This is a genomic window from Bradyrhizobium hipponense, assembly GCF_008123965.1.
Taxonomy (GTDB): domain Bacteria; phylum Pseudomonadota; class Alphaproteobacteria; order Rhizobiales; family Xanthobacteraceae; genus Bradyrhizobium; species Bradyrhizobium hipponense.
In genome coordinates, this window is the sequence record NZ_VSTH01000061.1 from 21,710 (window position 1) to 35,110 (window position 13,401).

Consider the following 13,401-nt stretch of genomic DNA (forward strand, 5'->3'; position numbering starts at 1 on the left):
CGAGGAGGGGAGGGCATCATCCTAATCAAACCAGATGTGATTGGCCAGTTACGGCGTGCCGTCTAAGCTTCGCGGCGGGATCTGCGAAAAAGGAGAACAAGATGCGGATGCTGATCGTGGGCGCAGCACTCGTCATGATGACATCTGCTGCCATGATATCTTCGGTCGTGGCTGAGGATGACGATGCGAAGGGCGCCCAGAAGCTCGCCATGCAGGGCCGCGACGATTACTGGCACTGTCTGGCGCGGGAATATTCGCGCGACAGCAATCAGGGCCTCTCAGAGCAGGATTTCGGCCGCTCGGTCGCCGGTGCCTGTCCGTCGGAGCGGCAATACTATCGCGTGGCGCTGCTCGACTATCTGACCACGCAATATCCGGCGATCGATTCCGGCGCTCATCTCGCGACCGCGAACAGGGCGGTCGCGTCCGCGCAGAAAGATATCGTGACCGCCTTCGTCAAGCACAGGCAGCCGCAGAAGTAGCGCCATCAACTGTTGTGGTCGGAGCCCTTCCGGCCGCGCGTTGATCCATGGTATCACTGGGCTCATCTGGAACAGGGACGGGCTCCTATGTCGTCTGAGTCGGTTGGTGGCATTTTTGGCGCGATCGTCGCGGCGGTCGTGCTTGCGGTCGCGGTCGTGTTCGGACCGATCGGCCAATACGGCAAGCCCGCCAGGCCGGCAAAGGTCGAACCGGCCCCGGCAGCCACGGCCCCCACCGCGCCCGCGCCGCGAGGCCCGGTGATCCGGGAAGTCCCAAATCAATAGGGCTCGAAAAAGACCCTTGGGAGCCCTTGCAAAGCATCTTAGTCGTTCCCATTTGTTGTTTAACGGCAACGTTGAGTAACAATCTCCGTTGCCGGAACGACCTTGGAATAGCTTGGGCTGCGCCGGATGTACGCGCGGTCCGCCGTTCCGGGGTCGTTGGCATTTTGGGCACCCTTTTAAGCCTCTCCTCGGAAAAACCCCGGCTTGGCATCGCAGGACGCGGCGGATATACGCTGCCGTCATGAATGAAGCGATCAGATCGGGCTCCGAAAATCCGCGGCAGGCCCAAGATAAGGCCCACGATCACGCCCGCGGTACGGCTTCGCGGTCGGCGGAATTGTCGGTCGTTGTCCCGACCTTCAACGAGCGCGACAACGTCACGGTGCTGTACCGGCGGCTGGAGGCGGTGCTTTCGGGCATCGCGTGGGAGGTCGTGTTCGTCGACGACAATTCACCCGACGGTACCTGGGACGTGGTGCGGGCGCTGGCCCAGCGCGACAGTCGCGTGCGCTGCATCCGCCGCATCGGCCGCCGCGGCCTGTCGGGCGCCTGCATCGAGGGCATCCTGGCCTCGAGCGCGCCCTATGCTGCGGTGATCGACGCCGATCTCCAGCATGACGAGACGCAACTGCCGAAGATGCTGTCGCTGCTCGCGAGCGGGCAGGCCGATCTCGTCGTCGGCAGCCGCTATATTGAAGGCTACAAGAGCCAAGGTTTCAACAAGCAGCGCGCCGGCGCCAGTGCGCTCGCGACCGAAGTGGCAAAGAAGATGCTGCGGGTCGAGATCGCCGATCCCATGAGCGGCTTCTTCATGGTTCGCGCCGATCGTTTCGAGCAACTGGCGCCAAAGCTTTCCGTGCACGGCTTCAAGATCCTGCTCGACCTCGTCGCCAGCGCGAACGGCAACTTGCGCGCCGTCGAAGTTCCCTACACGTTCGGCCAGCGCCAGCACGGCGAGAGCAAGCTCGATTCCATGGTCGCGCTGGACTTTCTCGGCCTGGTGCTGGCGAAGTTTACCAACGATGCCGTCTCGCTTCGCTTCCTGCTGTTCGCAATGGTCGGCGGCATCGGTCTCGTGGTGCATCTCACCACGCTGTTCATCGCGCTTCGGCTGTTCAAGGTGCCGTTCGCCGAGGCGCAGGCCTCTGGCGCCATTGTTGCCATGACCAGCAACTTCATCCTCAACAACTTCCTCACCTATCGTGATCAGCGGCTGAAGGGCTTTGCGCTCCTGCGTGGCCTGATCGCCTTCTATATCGTGTGCAGCGTCGGTCTGCTCGCCAATGTCGGTGTCGCCTTCTCGGTCTATGACCAAGAGCCGATCTGGTGGCTGGCCGGCATGGCCGGTGCGCTGATGGGCGTGGTGTGGAATTACGCGATGTCCGGACTGTTCGTCTGGCGCAAGAAATAGCGCGCCGAGGAAGCTGACTATGGGCGGAGCTGACGCGCGGATCGTCCGCAATACCGCGCTGGTGATCCTTGCGCTGATCGGCTTGCGGCTCGTCGCGGCCGCGTTCACGCCGATCACGTTCGACGAAGCCTACTACTGGATGTGGTCGAAGAACCTGGCGGGCGGCTACTACGACCATCCGCCGATGGTTGCCTACGTGATCCGCGCCGGCACCATGATCGCCGGCGATACCGAGCTCGGCGTTCGCCTGGTCTCGATCCTGCTGGCGCTGCCGATGAGCTACGCGATCTATCGCTCGGCCGCGATCCTGTTCGGCGGCGCGCGCGTCGCCGCGACCAGCGCCATCCTGCTCAACGTGACGCTGCTGGCTGCGGTCGGTACGCTGATCGTGACGCCCGACGCGCCGCTGCTTGTCGCCTCGAGCTTCGTGCTGTTCTTTCTCGCCAAGGTGCTGGAGACCGGCTGCGGCGCCTGGTGGCTGGCCGTCGGCGTCGCCGTCGGTGCGGCGCTGCTGTCGAAATACACCGCAATGTTCTTCGGGCCGGCGATCCTGATCTGGCTCGCGGCGGTGCCGAAGCTGCGGCGCTGGTTCCTCTCGCCCTGGCCCTATCTCGGCGGCCTTGTCGCCCTGGCGCTGTTTTCGCCGGTGATCCTCTGGAATGCGGACCATCAATGGGTCTCATTCGCAAAACAGCTAGGGCGCGCGAAGATAGAAGACTTCCGGCCGGTCTTCATGGCCGAACTGATCCCGACCCAGATCGCATTCGCAACGCCGCTCGTCTTCATCCTCGGGGCGATGGGGGTGCACGCGCTGACCTGGCGCAGGGCCGGCGCGCTGGCCTCGCGCGTGCTGATCGAGACCATGTTCTGGACCATCGTCGTCTATTTCGTCTGGCATTCGCTGCATGCCCGCGTCGAGGCCAACTGGTTCGCGCCGGTCTATCCGCCCTTCGTCGTCGCCGCGGCGGCCGCCGCCAATCTCGTGCCGTGGAAGCCGCGCCAGCGGCGCTTGGCGGATTTCTGCCTGCGCTGGGCCGCGCCCACCGGCATCGTGATGTTCGCGGCCCTCATCGTGCAGGCCAATACCGGCTGGCTATCCGGCTATCGCCGCGATGCGACCGTGCGCAGCGTCGGCGTCGGCTGGCGCGAGCTCGCCGCCGAGATCGAGGCCGTGCGCGTGCGCACCGGTGCGACGTGCGTCCTGGCGCCGGACTACGGCACGACCGGCTGGCTCGCCTTCTATTTGCCGCCGGGCACCTGCATCGCGCAGCAGAGCCAGCGTATCCGCTGGGTCAACATGCCCGAACCCGATCCAAAACTGCTCGCGGGCAAGCTGCTCTATCTCGACGAGCCGAGCGAGGGCGTCCGCCCGTTCCTCAACGACCTCTTTGCGCAGGTGACGAAAGTTGCGCAATTGCAGCGCAAGCGCGGGCCGCTCGTGGTCGAGACCTACGGCATCGATCTCTTGGAAGGCGCCAAGGGCGACGTGCTGGACCGCTCGCCGCCGCCTGAAGCGCGGTAGCGCTTTCGAAGGCTCAGCTCGTCACGTCGGCTTCGGCCGCCGGACGTCTCGATTGACGCTCGTCGCGCCAGAACCAGACGGCGATTGTGCCGGAGCGGCCGCGAACCTGCGTGCGCAGCGGGCCTCTTAAAGTGCCGTCGGGATCGCCCAGGAAATCGGCGGCATCGAGCAGCGTATCGCTCAGGGCCAATCGCGCATCGTTCTGGACGGCGACCTCCATCAACCGGCTCGCGACGTTGACGGTGTCGCCCGTCGCCGTGATGTGCTGGTGGCTCTCGCCGAGGCGGGAGGCGACGATGGGGCCAAAATGCGCGCCGATCTTGAAGCCGACCTGGTCCGCGACCTCAGGAGGCAGCGAGCCAATCCAGCGTTCGACGCTGCGGTGCAGGTCGATCGCGCACTTCAGCGCGCGAGCCGCGTCGTCCGGCATCGCACTGGGCAGACCGAACAGGATCATGGCGCCGTCGCCGAGAAAGCCGGTGATCACGCCGCCGCAATCGACCGCCGCCCTGTCGATCAGCGCGTGGAATGCCTTGAGCAGGTCCCGCAGCGCATCGGGATCGATCCGTTCGCTCAGGGCCGTGAAGCCGGACAGATCGATGAAGACGATCGCGGCGTTCTGCCGGACCGGCTTTGCCAGGAAATCGGGATCGCGGGCTAGCCACTCCTGCACCGCCGGCGCCTGGAATTGCGCGAGTGACCTGCTCTTGGCGGCGAGATATTGCGTGCGGCGGCCTCCGGCCCACAATTGCACGCCGGCAAAGGCCGCAACCGGCGGCACTGCGGCTGCGAGCGTGGTCGCCGCATTCAGCCAGATTCCGTGCGTGAACGCGAACAGGTTGAGCGCGGCCCAGGCCATCATCACCACAGCCGCGGCGACGAGGCCGGGCGCGCTGCGCCGCCAGGCCAGCAATCCAACCAGCAGCATCGGCAGCAGGATCGCGGCGAGCGCGTCGGCGACGTGGACCTTGTGGTCGCGCACGATGCCGTCGCCGGCGACCAGATGGGTGATCGCGGTCGAGACCACCTCGACGCCGGGCATCAGGGAATCGAACGGCGTCGGATAAAAATCGCCGCCGCCGGCGACCGCGGCGCCGATCACCACGATCCGGTTCTCGATTGCCTTGCGGTCGAGCGTGCCGTCGAACACGCTCTGCGCGCTGACGGTGCGGATGGTGCGGCGCGGGCCGTAATAAGTGATCGGCAGGGCGAAGTCGGTGTCGGTCGGCACCGCGCGATCGCCGAGCATGAGACGGTCCGGCGCGATCGTCAGCGCCTTGTCGAGCGCGCGGCTCGCGACGCGCAACGGAAACGACATCTCGACCTTGTCACGCGTGCGGAACAGCATCGGGACCGAGAGCGGCGAGCCCGATTGCCCTGTCGCCACGTTGACGATTCCAACCTCGGCGTGTTCGGCGAATGCGGGCAGCGGCAGCAGGAAACGCTCGGCCTGCGGCAGGACGGCGAGCGGGTCCTCGCCGCCAGTTGCAACGGTCTCGCTGGCGGTCGGAAAGATCGCCGCGGCGGCAAGCACTATGGGACCGGTGGCCAGGGTCTGCGCCAGCGTGGCATCGCCGATCGCGGCGCTGCGGTCGACCAGGAGCAGGTCGATTGCGATGACCTTCGGCTTGAACTGCACGATGGTGTCGACGACGCGCGCGAGATCGGCGCGCGGCAGCGGATAGCTGCCGCCGCGCTTCACCACGGTGTTGTCGATCGCGACGATGGTGACGAGATCGGGCGGACGCTGCACGCCGCGTGCGAGCGTGCGCAGGTCCGTCAGCGTTGCCTCGAGACGGTCGAGAAAACGCAGATGGCCATTGGCGTGGCCGGCATAGATGCCGGCGCCCCACAGCGCGGTAAGGGCGAGAGCCACCAGGATCTGAACGCGTCGACTATTCATACCGTCGTTCTGCAATCTACTTTTGATCAAGCCTTATCGTCCAAGCCTTATTGACCAAGTCTTATTGGCCGAGCCTTGCCATCAGGGCGTCGATACGCGGCTGGCCCCATTGCTTGACGGTCAGCGGACCGCTCGCCTCGACGTCGACGCCTTGGCCGGGGCCGAGTACGACGCCGCGTCCGCGAACTCTGCGATTCACGCCGACACGACCGTCGGCGACGAACACCGAGGTCTTGGCGTCAGCGACATCGACGGCCCATCTGGTGCCGCGCACCGCGGCGATCGCCTGCGGCGTCAGCACCTTGAACGGAGTGCCGCCCGGCTTCTTGGGAACCTCGATCAGCAGGGCTTTGCTGCTCAACTCCACGGAGTCAATATGTCCGTCGCGGTTGGCGTCCTTAAGTTCAAATCTGGCGCCATTTTCTGCGACGATGGTGATGCCATTGTCACAGCGCCAGGTCTGTGTGCCGGCGGCCGACGGCGACGGCGTGCAACCTGCATTGGCTGCAGGCTGCGCGGCTGCGTATCCGGTCAACAAAAACGAAGACGCCAGAGCGAAAAACCCGGCGCGCGCGACGCTTCTCGCGACGCTTTTCATGGCAGCCTCCAATTCGTGCGCGGCACGTTTCAGGGCGATGTTGATACGGTACCGTATCACATGCAGAGGCTGCTGAACAGTGCCGGCAAGCGGAGCTATTTTCTCGTCCGGTCCACGTCCAGATTGCGCGCGATCAACTTTCGGTCAGCCGGAGCTCGCCAGCCTCGCGCAACGGTGCGGTCCTATGGTCTGGCGAGGCTGGAAGACCACGAAAATGACGTGGTTGGATGCGCCTTAGGAGCTGGCCGGAGCCATGGGGTGACTGCGCCAAACCGGCCGAGAAACATGGTTAACAGATGCGCCTAAGTCCGTATTTCTGCGGGTGTTTTCTCGAAATGGGACAGCGCTGACCCGCCGCCCCAGATCCGCCCGAACTTAATCCGCATTTAACTAAAAGTCGCCTTAATGACGCTCCGACCCTCTGCGAGATGCTGGCTTCGGAACGTGACCAGCAGCGGCACTTCGAAGGGGGACTGAGTGACACCGTCCTGGACGCAAGGCGAATGAGTACGAGTATCGCTGCGCAAAGTAACGCGGCACGGAAGTCCAAGAAGTTCTCGAAGCATTCTCTTCGGAAGCCTTCCCGGAAAACGACCACCCAAAACGTGCTCGGCGCGGCCGCGATTGGCTGCGTCGTCCTTGGTGCCGGCTGGACCGTCTACAGCAACATCTTCGCCGCCAGCGTCTATCCGACCGTCGGCAGCCTCCGTTACGACGAGCCCGTGATCAAGCGCGCACCCAGGGTCGTGCTGCGCGAGGCGGGCGAGGCCGTCAAGGAAGCCTTCGCGCTTCTGCCCGACCGGCTGCAGGTGGCCGCGCCGATCTCGCGCGAGATGTTCAACGAACGTTTTGCCGCGGCGGCGACGCAAGGCGTGGAATCCAATGCGGCGAGCGCCGTCGCCCAGGCTCCAGCAACGAAGATTGCCGAAGCCAAGGATACTGCAAAGGACGCTGCCAAGGACTCGGCGAAGCCGACCGTGACGGCGAAGGTCGCGGAGGCGCTGAAGCCGCTGAGCCCGACCAAGGTCGCTGACAAGATTGCCGACAAGGTCGGAGATCTTGCGAAGGCCAAGCGCGCTGACGCGCCAGTGCAGCTCGCCTCGGCCGATCCGGCCGAGATCGTGCCGGCACCTGAGGCCAAGCCGACAAAATCCTTCGCCGATCGCGCCAAGGCGGCGGTGATGTCGATCACCGGGCCGCGGCAGTCGATGGTGGAAAAGCTCTGGGGCAAGCGCGAGCCGTCCGGCGGGTTGTTGGCCTATGCCTCGGCCGATGCCAGCGTGACCGCGAGCATCGCGCCGAGGGAGCAGAACCCGATGCTCGGCGGTTCGGCGCCCTATGAGCGCGACACCGCGGTCTACGACATCTCTGCCAAGACGGTATATCTGCCCGACGGCACTAAGCTCGAGGCGCATTCCGGCCTCGGCTCCAATCTCGACGATCCGCGCTCTTCGCGGGTTCGCATGCGCGGCGTGACGCCGCCGCATATCTACGCGCTGAAGCCGCGTGAAGCGCTGTTCCACGGCGTGCCCGCGTTGCGCCTGACCCCGATCGGCGGCGAGAGCGCGATCTACGGCCGCGACGGCCTGCTCGCCCATACTTTCATGCTCGGGCCGAACGGCGATTCCAACGGCTGCGTGTCGTTCAAGGACTATTACGCGTTCCTCGACGCCTACCGCAACAAGGGCATCCGCAAGCTCGCGGTGTTGGCGCGGGTGGAGTGATCTCGGCCTAAGCCGCGAGCGTCTTGCGTAGCGCCATCTCGGTGGCAATCGCCTCGCGCACGGCAGGCCGCGTCTGCATGCGTTCAAGATAGGCCGACAACGATGGCCATTGTGCGATGTCGACGCCTGCGGGACGGAGCAGCAGCAAGGCCCAGGCGAGGTGAGCATCCGCGACGGTGAAGCGGTCGCCGACGAGGAATTCGCGGTCCGCCACATGCTCGGCGGGCACCGACAATGTCTGTGCTATTCTTGCACGCGGCTTGGCGAGCGATCCGTCATCCCTGTACCAGAAAGTCGGATACAGAAATCCCTTGTGGATCTCGGCAGCGATGAAGCTCAGCCATTCCTGGAGGCGGTAGCGGTCGGGATCGCCGAATGCGGGCGCGAGACCCATCTCCGGCTTCAGATCGGCGATGTATTGCAGCACCGCCGCGCATTCAGTCAGCCGCTCGCCGTTCTCCAGCACCAGCACCGGCACGGCGCCCTTCGGTGAAACGCCGCGGAAGTCGCTGCCGTCGTCCACGACCTTCTTCGTCCAGATATGAGCGAAATGATATTGCGCATCCAAGCCGGCCTCCAGCAGCGCGATACGGCTGGAGAGCGAGCAGGCCATCGGAAAGAAATAGAGTTGCAGCATCGCACGCTCCGTCATTTCAGTGCATCGCCGCGCGCAATCAGCGCGAAGCGGTCCGACAATTCGGCCAGCGCGACCTCGTGAATGATCCTTGCAGCCAGCGTTCCGCCGCGCCCGTCGGGCAGGTCGCGGGTGGCGCAGGCATCGGCTGCGATGGTGGTGCGAAGGCCAAGGTCCAGCCCAGCGCGCGCGGTCGAACTCACGCACATGTGGGTCATGAAGCCCGCCAGCACGATGTTCTTGCGTCCGGTCGCAGCCAACCGGGCTTGCAGATCGGTGCTGGCAAAGGCATTCGGCCGCGCCTTCTCGATCACGGGTTCGCTCGCCAGCGGAGCCAGGCTCGCGACGATGGCGCCGCGCTCGGCCTCGCGGTCGAACAGGCTGCCGGCGCGGCCCTTGTGCGCGACATGGAAGATCGCCGCGCCGCTCTGCCTGGCATCGGCGAGCAGACGGGCGGCCGCGGCAATCGCGGCCTCTGCATCCGGCAGCGCCAGCGGGCCGGCGCGATATTCGTTCTGGATGTCGATCAGCACGAGACAGGATTCGCCGAGCTTCGCCGGATTGAGGTCGGCGCCGGCGAGTTCGAGCAGGGTCTTTGGAGCGGTCATTTGGCAGTCAGGCCTTTCGAGACGATCGGATGGTCCGACACTAGCCCGGCTGCGGCCTGCCATTGTGCAGGACTATTGCAGCATATGGCTGCAAATTTGCAGGAACGGGGCGGGGCCTGCTAGGCTCGCCGCGATGAACTGGGACGATCTGCGCATCATCGCTGCGGTCAGGGACGAGGGCACCTATGCCGGCGCCAGCGCGCGGCTGCGCATCGACGAGACCACCGTGGGACGCAGGCTCGCGCGGATCCAGCGCGATCTCGGCGTGCCGCTGTTCGAGGCCGCCGACGGGCTGCGCCGGCCGACGCGGCATTGCGAGGCGGTGCTCGAGCATGTCGGCGCGATGGCGGCGCATGTCGCGGCGATCGATCTCCTGCGCGAGAGCCAGCCGGGTCCGGTCGGCCGCCTGCGCATCGCGTCGACCAGTTCAGTCGCCGAGGAGCTGCTGGCGCCGCGCGCGGCAAAATTCCTCGGCGACAATCCCGGCCTGACGCTGCAATTCCTGACCTCGAGCGAAAACGTAAAATTCTCGCGCTGGCAGGCCGATCTCGCCATCCGGCTGCGCAAGCCGGAGAAGGGCGACTTCACGATCTCCAAGCTCGCGGAGGTGCGGCTGTATTTCTTCGAGCCGGTCGAGGCAGCCGATACCGCATCGATCGTCTGCGCCTATCCGGACGAGCTTGATGCCATCCCGGAGCAGCAGTTCCTGCGTGCCAGGCGGCTGAAGGCCGCCCGCTGCGTCACCGACAACGTTCGAATCATCCGCACGATGATCTCATCGCATCAGGCCATCGGCGTGCTGCCCGAACACAATTGCGGATCGCTGCTGGCCGACCGCAGTTTGCGCGCGACCTTGCTCCCCAAGCGCCGCGATGTCTGGCTGCTCGTGCAGAACCATCTCAAGCGCGATCCCGCGACGCGCCTGACGATCGCGTGGGTGCGGCACTGCTTCAAGGATGTTCCGCACGGCTGATCGGGCGTGGCGGTCGCCGGTTCAACGTCGTTAAAACTAACGGCACGCCCACCGTCATTCCAGGGCGCGCGAAGCGCGAGCCCGGAATCCATTGACCCGCAAGCTCAACTCGCAATCTGCGGGTACAAATCATTCCATTGCGGATTCTGTTCTTCAATGAGCCGGATCTTCCATTCTCTCCGCCACTTCTTCAGCACTTTCTCGCGCTCGATGGCAGTAATGGGATCATCGTAGATCTCGAACCACACCAGCTTGTCGACGGAATATCGCTTGCTGAAGCCGGCGACGACTTTGCTCTTATGTTCGTGGATGCGGCGGACAATATCGTTCGTCACGCCGAGATAGAGCGTGCCGTATTTCTTGCTGGCGAGAAGATAGACGTAATAGGCCATGAGCAAGTGGTGAAATGGATTCCGGTCTCGCGACTTCGTCGCGCCCCGGAATGACGGAGCAGCAGACCACCTTCGCGTGTGTTTGCAAAAAGACTCGCAAAACAAAAACCCCGGCATCGCTGCCGGGGTTTCGCATTTCTTGGCTTTGCCTGAACGGCCGGATCAGAAGTCCATGCCGCCCATACCGCCGCCCGGAGGCATCGCGGGGCCGGCGCCGCCCTTCTTGGGCAGCTCGGCGACCATGGCTTCCGTGGTGATCAAGAGAGCGGCAACCGAGGCTGCGTTCTGGATCGCGGTACGGACCACCTTGGTCGGGTCGATGATGCCCTTCTTGACGAGGTCGCCATATTCGCCGGTCTGGGAGTCGAAGCCGTAAGCGTAGGCCTTGTTCTCCAGGATCTTGCCGACGATGACGGAGCCGTCTTCACCGGCGTTGATCGCGATCTGGCGGGCCGGCGAGGAGAGCGCCTTGCGCACGATCTCGACGCCGGTCTTCTGGTCGTCGTTCTTGGTGCGCAGGCCCTTGAGCTGCTCGGAAGCACGGAGCAGGGCGACGCCGCCGCCCGGGACGATGCCTTCCTCGACAGCCGCGCGGGTCGCATGCATCGCGTCATCAACGCGATCCTTGCGCTCCTTCACCTCGACCTCGGTCGCGCCGCCGACGCGGATCACCGCGACGCCGCCAGCGAGCTTGGCGAGACGCTCCTGGAGCTTCTCACGGTCGTAGTCCGAGGTGGTCTCCTCGATCTGCGCCTTGATCTGCGACACGCGCGCCTCGATGTCGGCCTTCTTGCCGGCGCCGTTGACGATCGTGGTGTTCTCCTTGTCGATCATCACCTTCTTGGCGCGACCGAGCATGTTGAGCGTGACGTTCTCGAGCTTGATGCCGAGATCTTCCGAGATCGCCTGGCCGCCGGTCAGGATCGCGATGTCCTGCAGCATGGCCTTGCGGCGATCGCCGAAGCCCGGAGCCTTGACGGCCGCGACCTTCAGGCCGCCGCGCAGGCGGTTGACGACGAGGGTGGCGAGGGCTTCGCCTTCGACGTCCTCGGCGACGATAACCAGCGGCTTGCCGGTCTGCACCACGGCCTCGAGCAGCGGCAGCAGCTCGTTCAGCGAGGAGAGCTTCTTCTCGTTGATGAGGATGTAGGCGTCGTCCATCTCAACGCGCATCTTATCGGCGTTGGTGACGAAGTAGGGCGAGATGTAGCCGCGGTCGAACTGCATGCCCTCGACGACGTCGAGCTCGGTCTCGAGCGACTTGGCTTCCTCGACGGTGATGACACCCTCGTTGCCGACCTTCTTCATGGCGTCGGAGAGGAACTTGCCGATCTCGGCATCGCCGTTGGCCGAAATGGTGCCGACCTGGGCGATCTCGTCGTTCGAGGTGACCTTCTTCGAGTTCTTCTGCAGGTCCGCAACCACAGCTTCGACCGCGAGGTCGATGCCGCGCTTGAGGTCCATCGGGTTCATGCCGGCGGCAACCGACTTGGCGCCTTCACGAACGATCGCAGCCGCCAGAACGGTGGCCGTGGTGGTGCCGTCGCCGGCCGCGTCAGCGGACTTCGAGGCGACTTCGCGCACCATCTGGGCGCCCATGTTCTCGAACTTGTCCTCGAGCTCGATCTCCTTGGCGACGGTGACGCCGTCCTTGGTGATGCGGGGCGCGCCGAACGACTTGTCGAGCACGACGTTGCGGCCCTTCGGGCCCAGCGTCACCTTGACCGCGTTGGCGAGAATGTCGACGCCGCGCAGCATGCGATCGCGCGCGTCGACGGAGAATTTGACTTCTTTAGCTGCCATCTGGATTTTTCCTTAGGTGTTGATCTGGGGTGGGAGAGGGGGCTGTTAGGCCGCCTTCTTCTTGGACTCGCTGACCTCGAGAACGCCCATCACGTCGCTCTCCTTCATGATCAGCAGGTCCTGGCCGTCGATCTTGACTTCGGTGCCGGACCACTTGCCGAACAGCACGCGGTCGCCGACCTTCAGGTCGATCGGGATCAGCTTGCCGGCCTCGTCACGGCCACCGGGGCCGACGGCGACGATTTCGCCCTGGGACGGCTTTTCCTTGGCAGTGTCGGGAATGATGATGCCGCCAGCGGTCTTCTCTTCTGCGTCGATGCGCTTGACCACGACGCGGTCGTGAAGCGGACGGAATTTCATGCAGTCCTCCTAAGCTATTGCTCGGGTTGATGATTTAAGATTGTTAGCAGTCGAACCCCGCGAGTGCTAGTGCGGGTGCAGCTGAAATAGGCCAGGATTTTTGCGGGGGCAAGGGCTTCTAGCAGAAAAATCAGCACTCGGAAGCGCCGCCTGCCAGAATTCTTTACCATCGTTAACCGGACTTGGCCTGTCCTTGGGGCCCTTATTAGCACGGAGCCGCATCTGCTGCTAACGCATTGAATTTCAACAGCTTGTTAAACTTTTGGGCTTGAGATGGATTATCAGTTTGCGTCACATTTCTCTCATGTGAGCGCATCTCCACCGGGTGGCTCGTAGGGCGCGTACCGGAAAGCCACCCCTTGAATGCGCTCCTGCAAAGGAGGTTGGCATGGGCTTGCGGAGTGGGGCCGTTTCCGACGATTTCCGGAAACAGGTGCTGGGTTATGGACTGACGACCGCGCAAATTCTCTATCGGATGCCGGATCATCCATCGCTGCTTCAGACTTACGTCTGGCAGAACTACGACATGTTTCCGAAATTTCCGGCGCTGAAGGATTTTTTGGCGTTCTGGCAGCAAGAGCTCGACGGTCCGCTCCATTCGGTCACGGTGGCGCATTCCAAGCTGATCAAGCCCGCGGAGCTGCGCTCGGTGGACGGCGTGTTCAGGCTGCAATGACGGCGAGGTCCTGTAGGGTGGGTTAGTACT

The 13,401-nt window shown here is 64.2% G+C and carries 14 protein-coding genes; 7 read left to right on the plus strand and 7 right to left on the minus strand.

The features are described 5' to 3' along the window. Nucleotides 1–101 precede the first annotated feature (101 nt). The 4 genes from FXV83_RS20135 to FXV83_RS20150 all read left to right on the plus strand — a co-directional run bounded on the left by FXV83_RS20135 (nt 102) and on the right by FXV83_RS20150 (nt 3,700). Nucleotides 102–482, plus strand: coding sequence for a hypothetical protein (locus tag FXV83_RS20135; protein ID WP_148741140.1), 381 nt, complete (start codon nt 102–104; stop codon nt 480–482). An 87-nt stretch (nt 483–569) separates the two neighbouring features. After that, nucleotides 570–767: a hypothetical protein gene (locus FXV83_RS20140; protein WP_148741141.1), complete on the plus strand. Its 198-nt coding sequence runs from the start codon at nt 570–572 to the stop codon at nt 765–767. A gap of 241 nt (nt 768–1,008) precedes the next feature. Then, complete coding sequence (locus FXV83_RS20145; RefSeq protein ID WP_148741142.1) at nt 1,009–2,178, plus strand: glycosyltransferase family 2 protein; 1,170 nt, start codon at nt 1,009–1,011, stop codon at nt 2,176–2,178. A 19-nt stretch (nt 2,179–2,197) separates the two neighbouring features. Continuing rightward, nucleotides 2,198–3,700 (plus strand): glycosyltransferase family 39 protein, encoded by a 1,503-nt coding sequence (locus FXV83_RS20150; RefSeq protein WP_148741143.1) that lies wholly within the window; start codon nt 2,198–2,200, stop codon nt 3,698–3,700. 13 nt (nt 3,701–3,713) lie between these two features. On the opposite strand, the gene FXV83_RS20155 is transcribed toward FXV83_RS20150, so the two are convergent. Continuing rightward, on the minus strand, nt 3,714–5,603 hold the full coding sequence (locus tag FXV83_RS20155) for a CHASE2 domain-containing protein (RefSeq protein ID WP_148741144.1): 1,890 nt from the start codon (nt 5,601–5,603) through the stop codon (nt 3,714–3,716). A gap of 61 nt (nt 5,604–5,664) precedes the next feature. Then, nucleotides 5,665–6,201, minus strand: a complete 537-nt coding sequence (locus FXV83_RS20160) for a FecR domain-containing protein (protein WP_148741145.1) — start codon at nt 6,199–6,201, stop codon at nt 5,665–5,667. A gap of 503 nt (nt 6,202–6,704) precedes the next feature. Here FXV83_RS20160 and FXV83_RS20165 point away from each other — a divergent pair. Then, nucleotides 6,705–7,925: a DUF2778 domain-containing protein gene (locus FXV83_RS20165; protein WP_235939907.1), complete on the plus strand. Its 1,221-nt coding sequence runs from the start codon at nt 6,705–6,707 to the stop codon at nt 7,923–7,925. A gap of 7 nt (nt 7,926–7,932) precedes the next feature. Here the strand turns inward: FXV83_RS20165 and FXV83_RS20170 are convergent, their stop codons facing one another. Then, nucleotides 7,933–8,562: a glutathione binding-like protein gene (locus FXV83_RS20170; protein ID WP_148741147.1), complete on the minus strand. Its 630-nt coding sequence runs from the start codon at nt 8,560–8,562 to the stop codon at nt 7,933–7,935. An 11-nt stretch (nt 8,563–8,573) separates the two neighbouring features. Beyond that, nucleotides 8,574–9,167, minus strand: a complete 594-nt coding sequence (locus FXV83_RS20175; RefSeq protein ID WP_148741148.1) for a cysteine hydrolase family protein — start codon at nt 9,165–9,167, stop codon at nt 8,574–8,576. 133 nt (nt 9,168–9,300) lie between these two features. On the opposite strand from FXV83_RS20175, the gene FXV83_RS20180 reads away from it, so the two are divergent. After that, on the plus strand, nt 9,301–10,140 hold the full coding sequence (locus tag FXV83_RS20180; protein ID WP_148741149.1) for a LysR family transcriptional regulator: 840 nt from the start codon (nt 9,301–9,303) through the stop codon (nt 10,138–10,140). A 104-nt stretch (nt 10,141–10,244) separates the two neighbouring features. Here the strand turns inward: FXV83_RS20180 and FXV83_RS20185 are convergent, their stop codons facing one another. The 3 genes from FXV83_RS20185 to FXV83_RS20195 form a co-directional block, all read right to left on the minus strand. Further along, nucleotides 10,245–10,532: a GIY-YIG nuclease family protein gene (locus FXV83_RS20185; RefSeq protein WP_148741150.1), complete on the minus strand. Its 288-nt coding sequence runs from the start codon at nt 10,530–10,532 to the stop codon at nt 10,245–10,247. 162 nt (nt 10,533–10,694) lie between these two features. Next, a complete protein-coding gene (gene groL / locus FXV83_RS20190) occupies nt 10,695–12,335 on the minus strand; it encodes a chaperonin GroEL (protein ID WP_148741151.1) in 1,641 nt (546 codons plus the stop codon). Nucleotides 12,336–12,380: 45 nt separating this feature from the next. Then, the gene (locus FXV83_RS20195) at nt 12,381–12,695 is read right to left on the minus strand and encodes a co-chaperone GroES (protein ID WP_148741152.1); all 315 of its coding nucleotides are present in this window, start codon (nt 12,693–12,695) and stop codon (nt 12,381–12,383) included. Between the two features lie 388 nt (nt 12,696–13,083). Between FXV83_RS20195 and FXV83_RS20200 the strand changes: the two genes are divergently transcribed. Continuing rightward, a complete protein-coding gene (locus tag FXV83_RS20200) occupies nt 13,084–13,371 on the plus strand; it encodes an usg protein (RefSeq protein ID WP_148741153.1) in 288 nt (95 codons plus the stop codon). Nucleotides 13,372–13,401: the final 30 nt, after the last annotated feature.

Bases quoted from the DNA above. Each gene is read 5' to 3' on its own strand.
- FXV83_RS20135 (WP_148741140.1), top strand. From the start codon at position 102: ATGCGGATGCTGATCGTGGGCGCAGCACTCGTCATGATGACATCTGCT.
- FXV83_RS20140 (WP_148741141.1), top strand. From the start codon at position 570: ATGTCGTCTGAGTCGGTTGGTGGCATTTTTGGCGCGATCGTCGCGGCG.
- FXV83_RS20145 (WP_148741142.1), top strand. From the start codon at position 1,009: ATGAATGAAGCGATCAGATCGGGCTCCGAAAATCCGCGGCAGGCCCAA.
- FXV83_RS20150 (WP_148741143.1), top strand. From the start codon at position 2,198: ATGGGCGGAGCTGACGCGCGGATCGTCCGCAATACCGCGCTGGTGATC.
- FXV83_RS20155 (WP_148741144.1), bottom strand. From the start codon at position 5,603: ATGAATAGTCGACGCGTTCAGATCCTGGTGGCTCTCGCCCTTACCGCG.
- FXV83_RS20160 (WP_148741145.1), bottom strand. From the start codon at position 6,201: ATGAAAAGCGTCGCGAGAAGCGTCGCGCGCGCCGGGTTTTTCGCTCTG.
- FXV83_RS20165 (WP_235939907.1), top strand. From the start codon at position 6,705: ATGAGTACGAGTATCGCTGCGCAAAGTAACGCGGCACGGAAGTCCAAG.
- FXV83_RS20170 (WP_148741147.1), bottom strand. From the start codon at position 8,562: ATGCTGCAACTCTATTTCTTTCCGATGGCCTGCTCGCTCTCCAGCCGT.
- FXV83_RS20175 (WP_148741148.1), bottom strand. From the start codon at position 9,167: ATGACCGCTCCAAAGACCCTGCTCGAACTCGCCGGCGCCGACCTCAAT.
- FXV83_RS20180 (WP_148741149.1), top strand. From the start codon at position 9,301: ATGAACTGGGACGATCTGCGCATCATCGCTGCGGTCAGGGACGAGGGC.
- FXV83_RS20185 (WP_148741150.1), bottom strand. From the start codon at position 10,532: ATGGCCTATTACGTCTATCTTCTCGCCAGCAAGAAATACGGCACGCTC.
- groL (WP_148741151.1), bottom strand. From the start codon at position 12,335: ATGGCAGCTAAAGAAGTCAAATTCTCCGTCGACGCGCGCGATCGCATG.
- FXV83_RS20195 (WP_148741152.1), bottom strand. From the start codon at position 12,695: ATGAAATTCCGTCCGCTTCACGACCGCGTCGTGGTCAAGCGCATCGAC.
- FXV83_RS20200 (WP_148741153.1), top strand. From the start codon at position 13,084: ATGGGCTTGCGGAGTGGGGCCGTTTCCGACGATTTCCGGAAACAGGTG.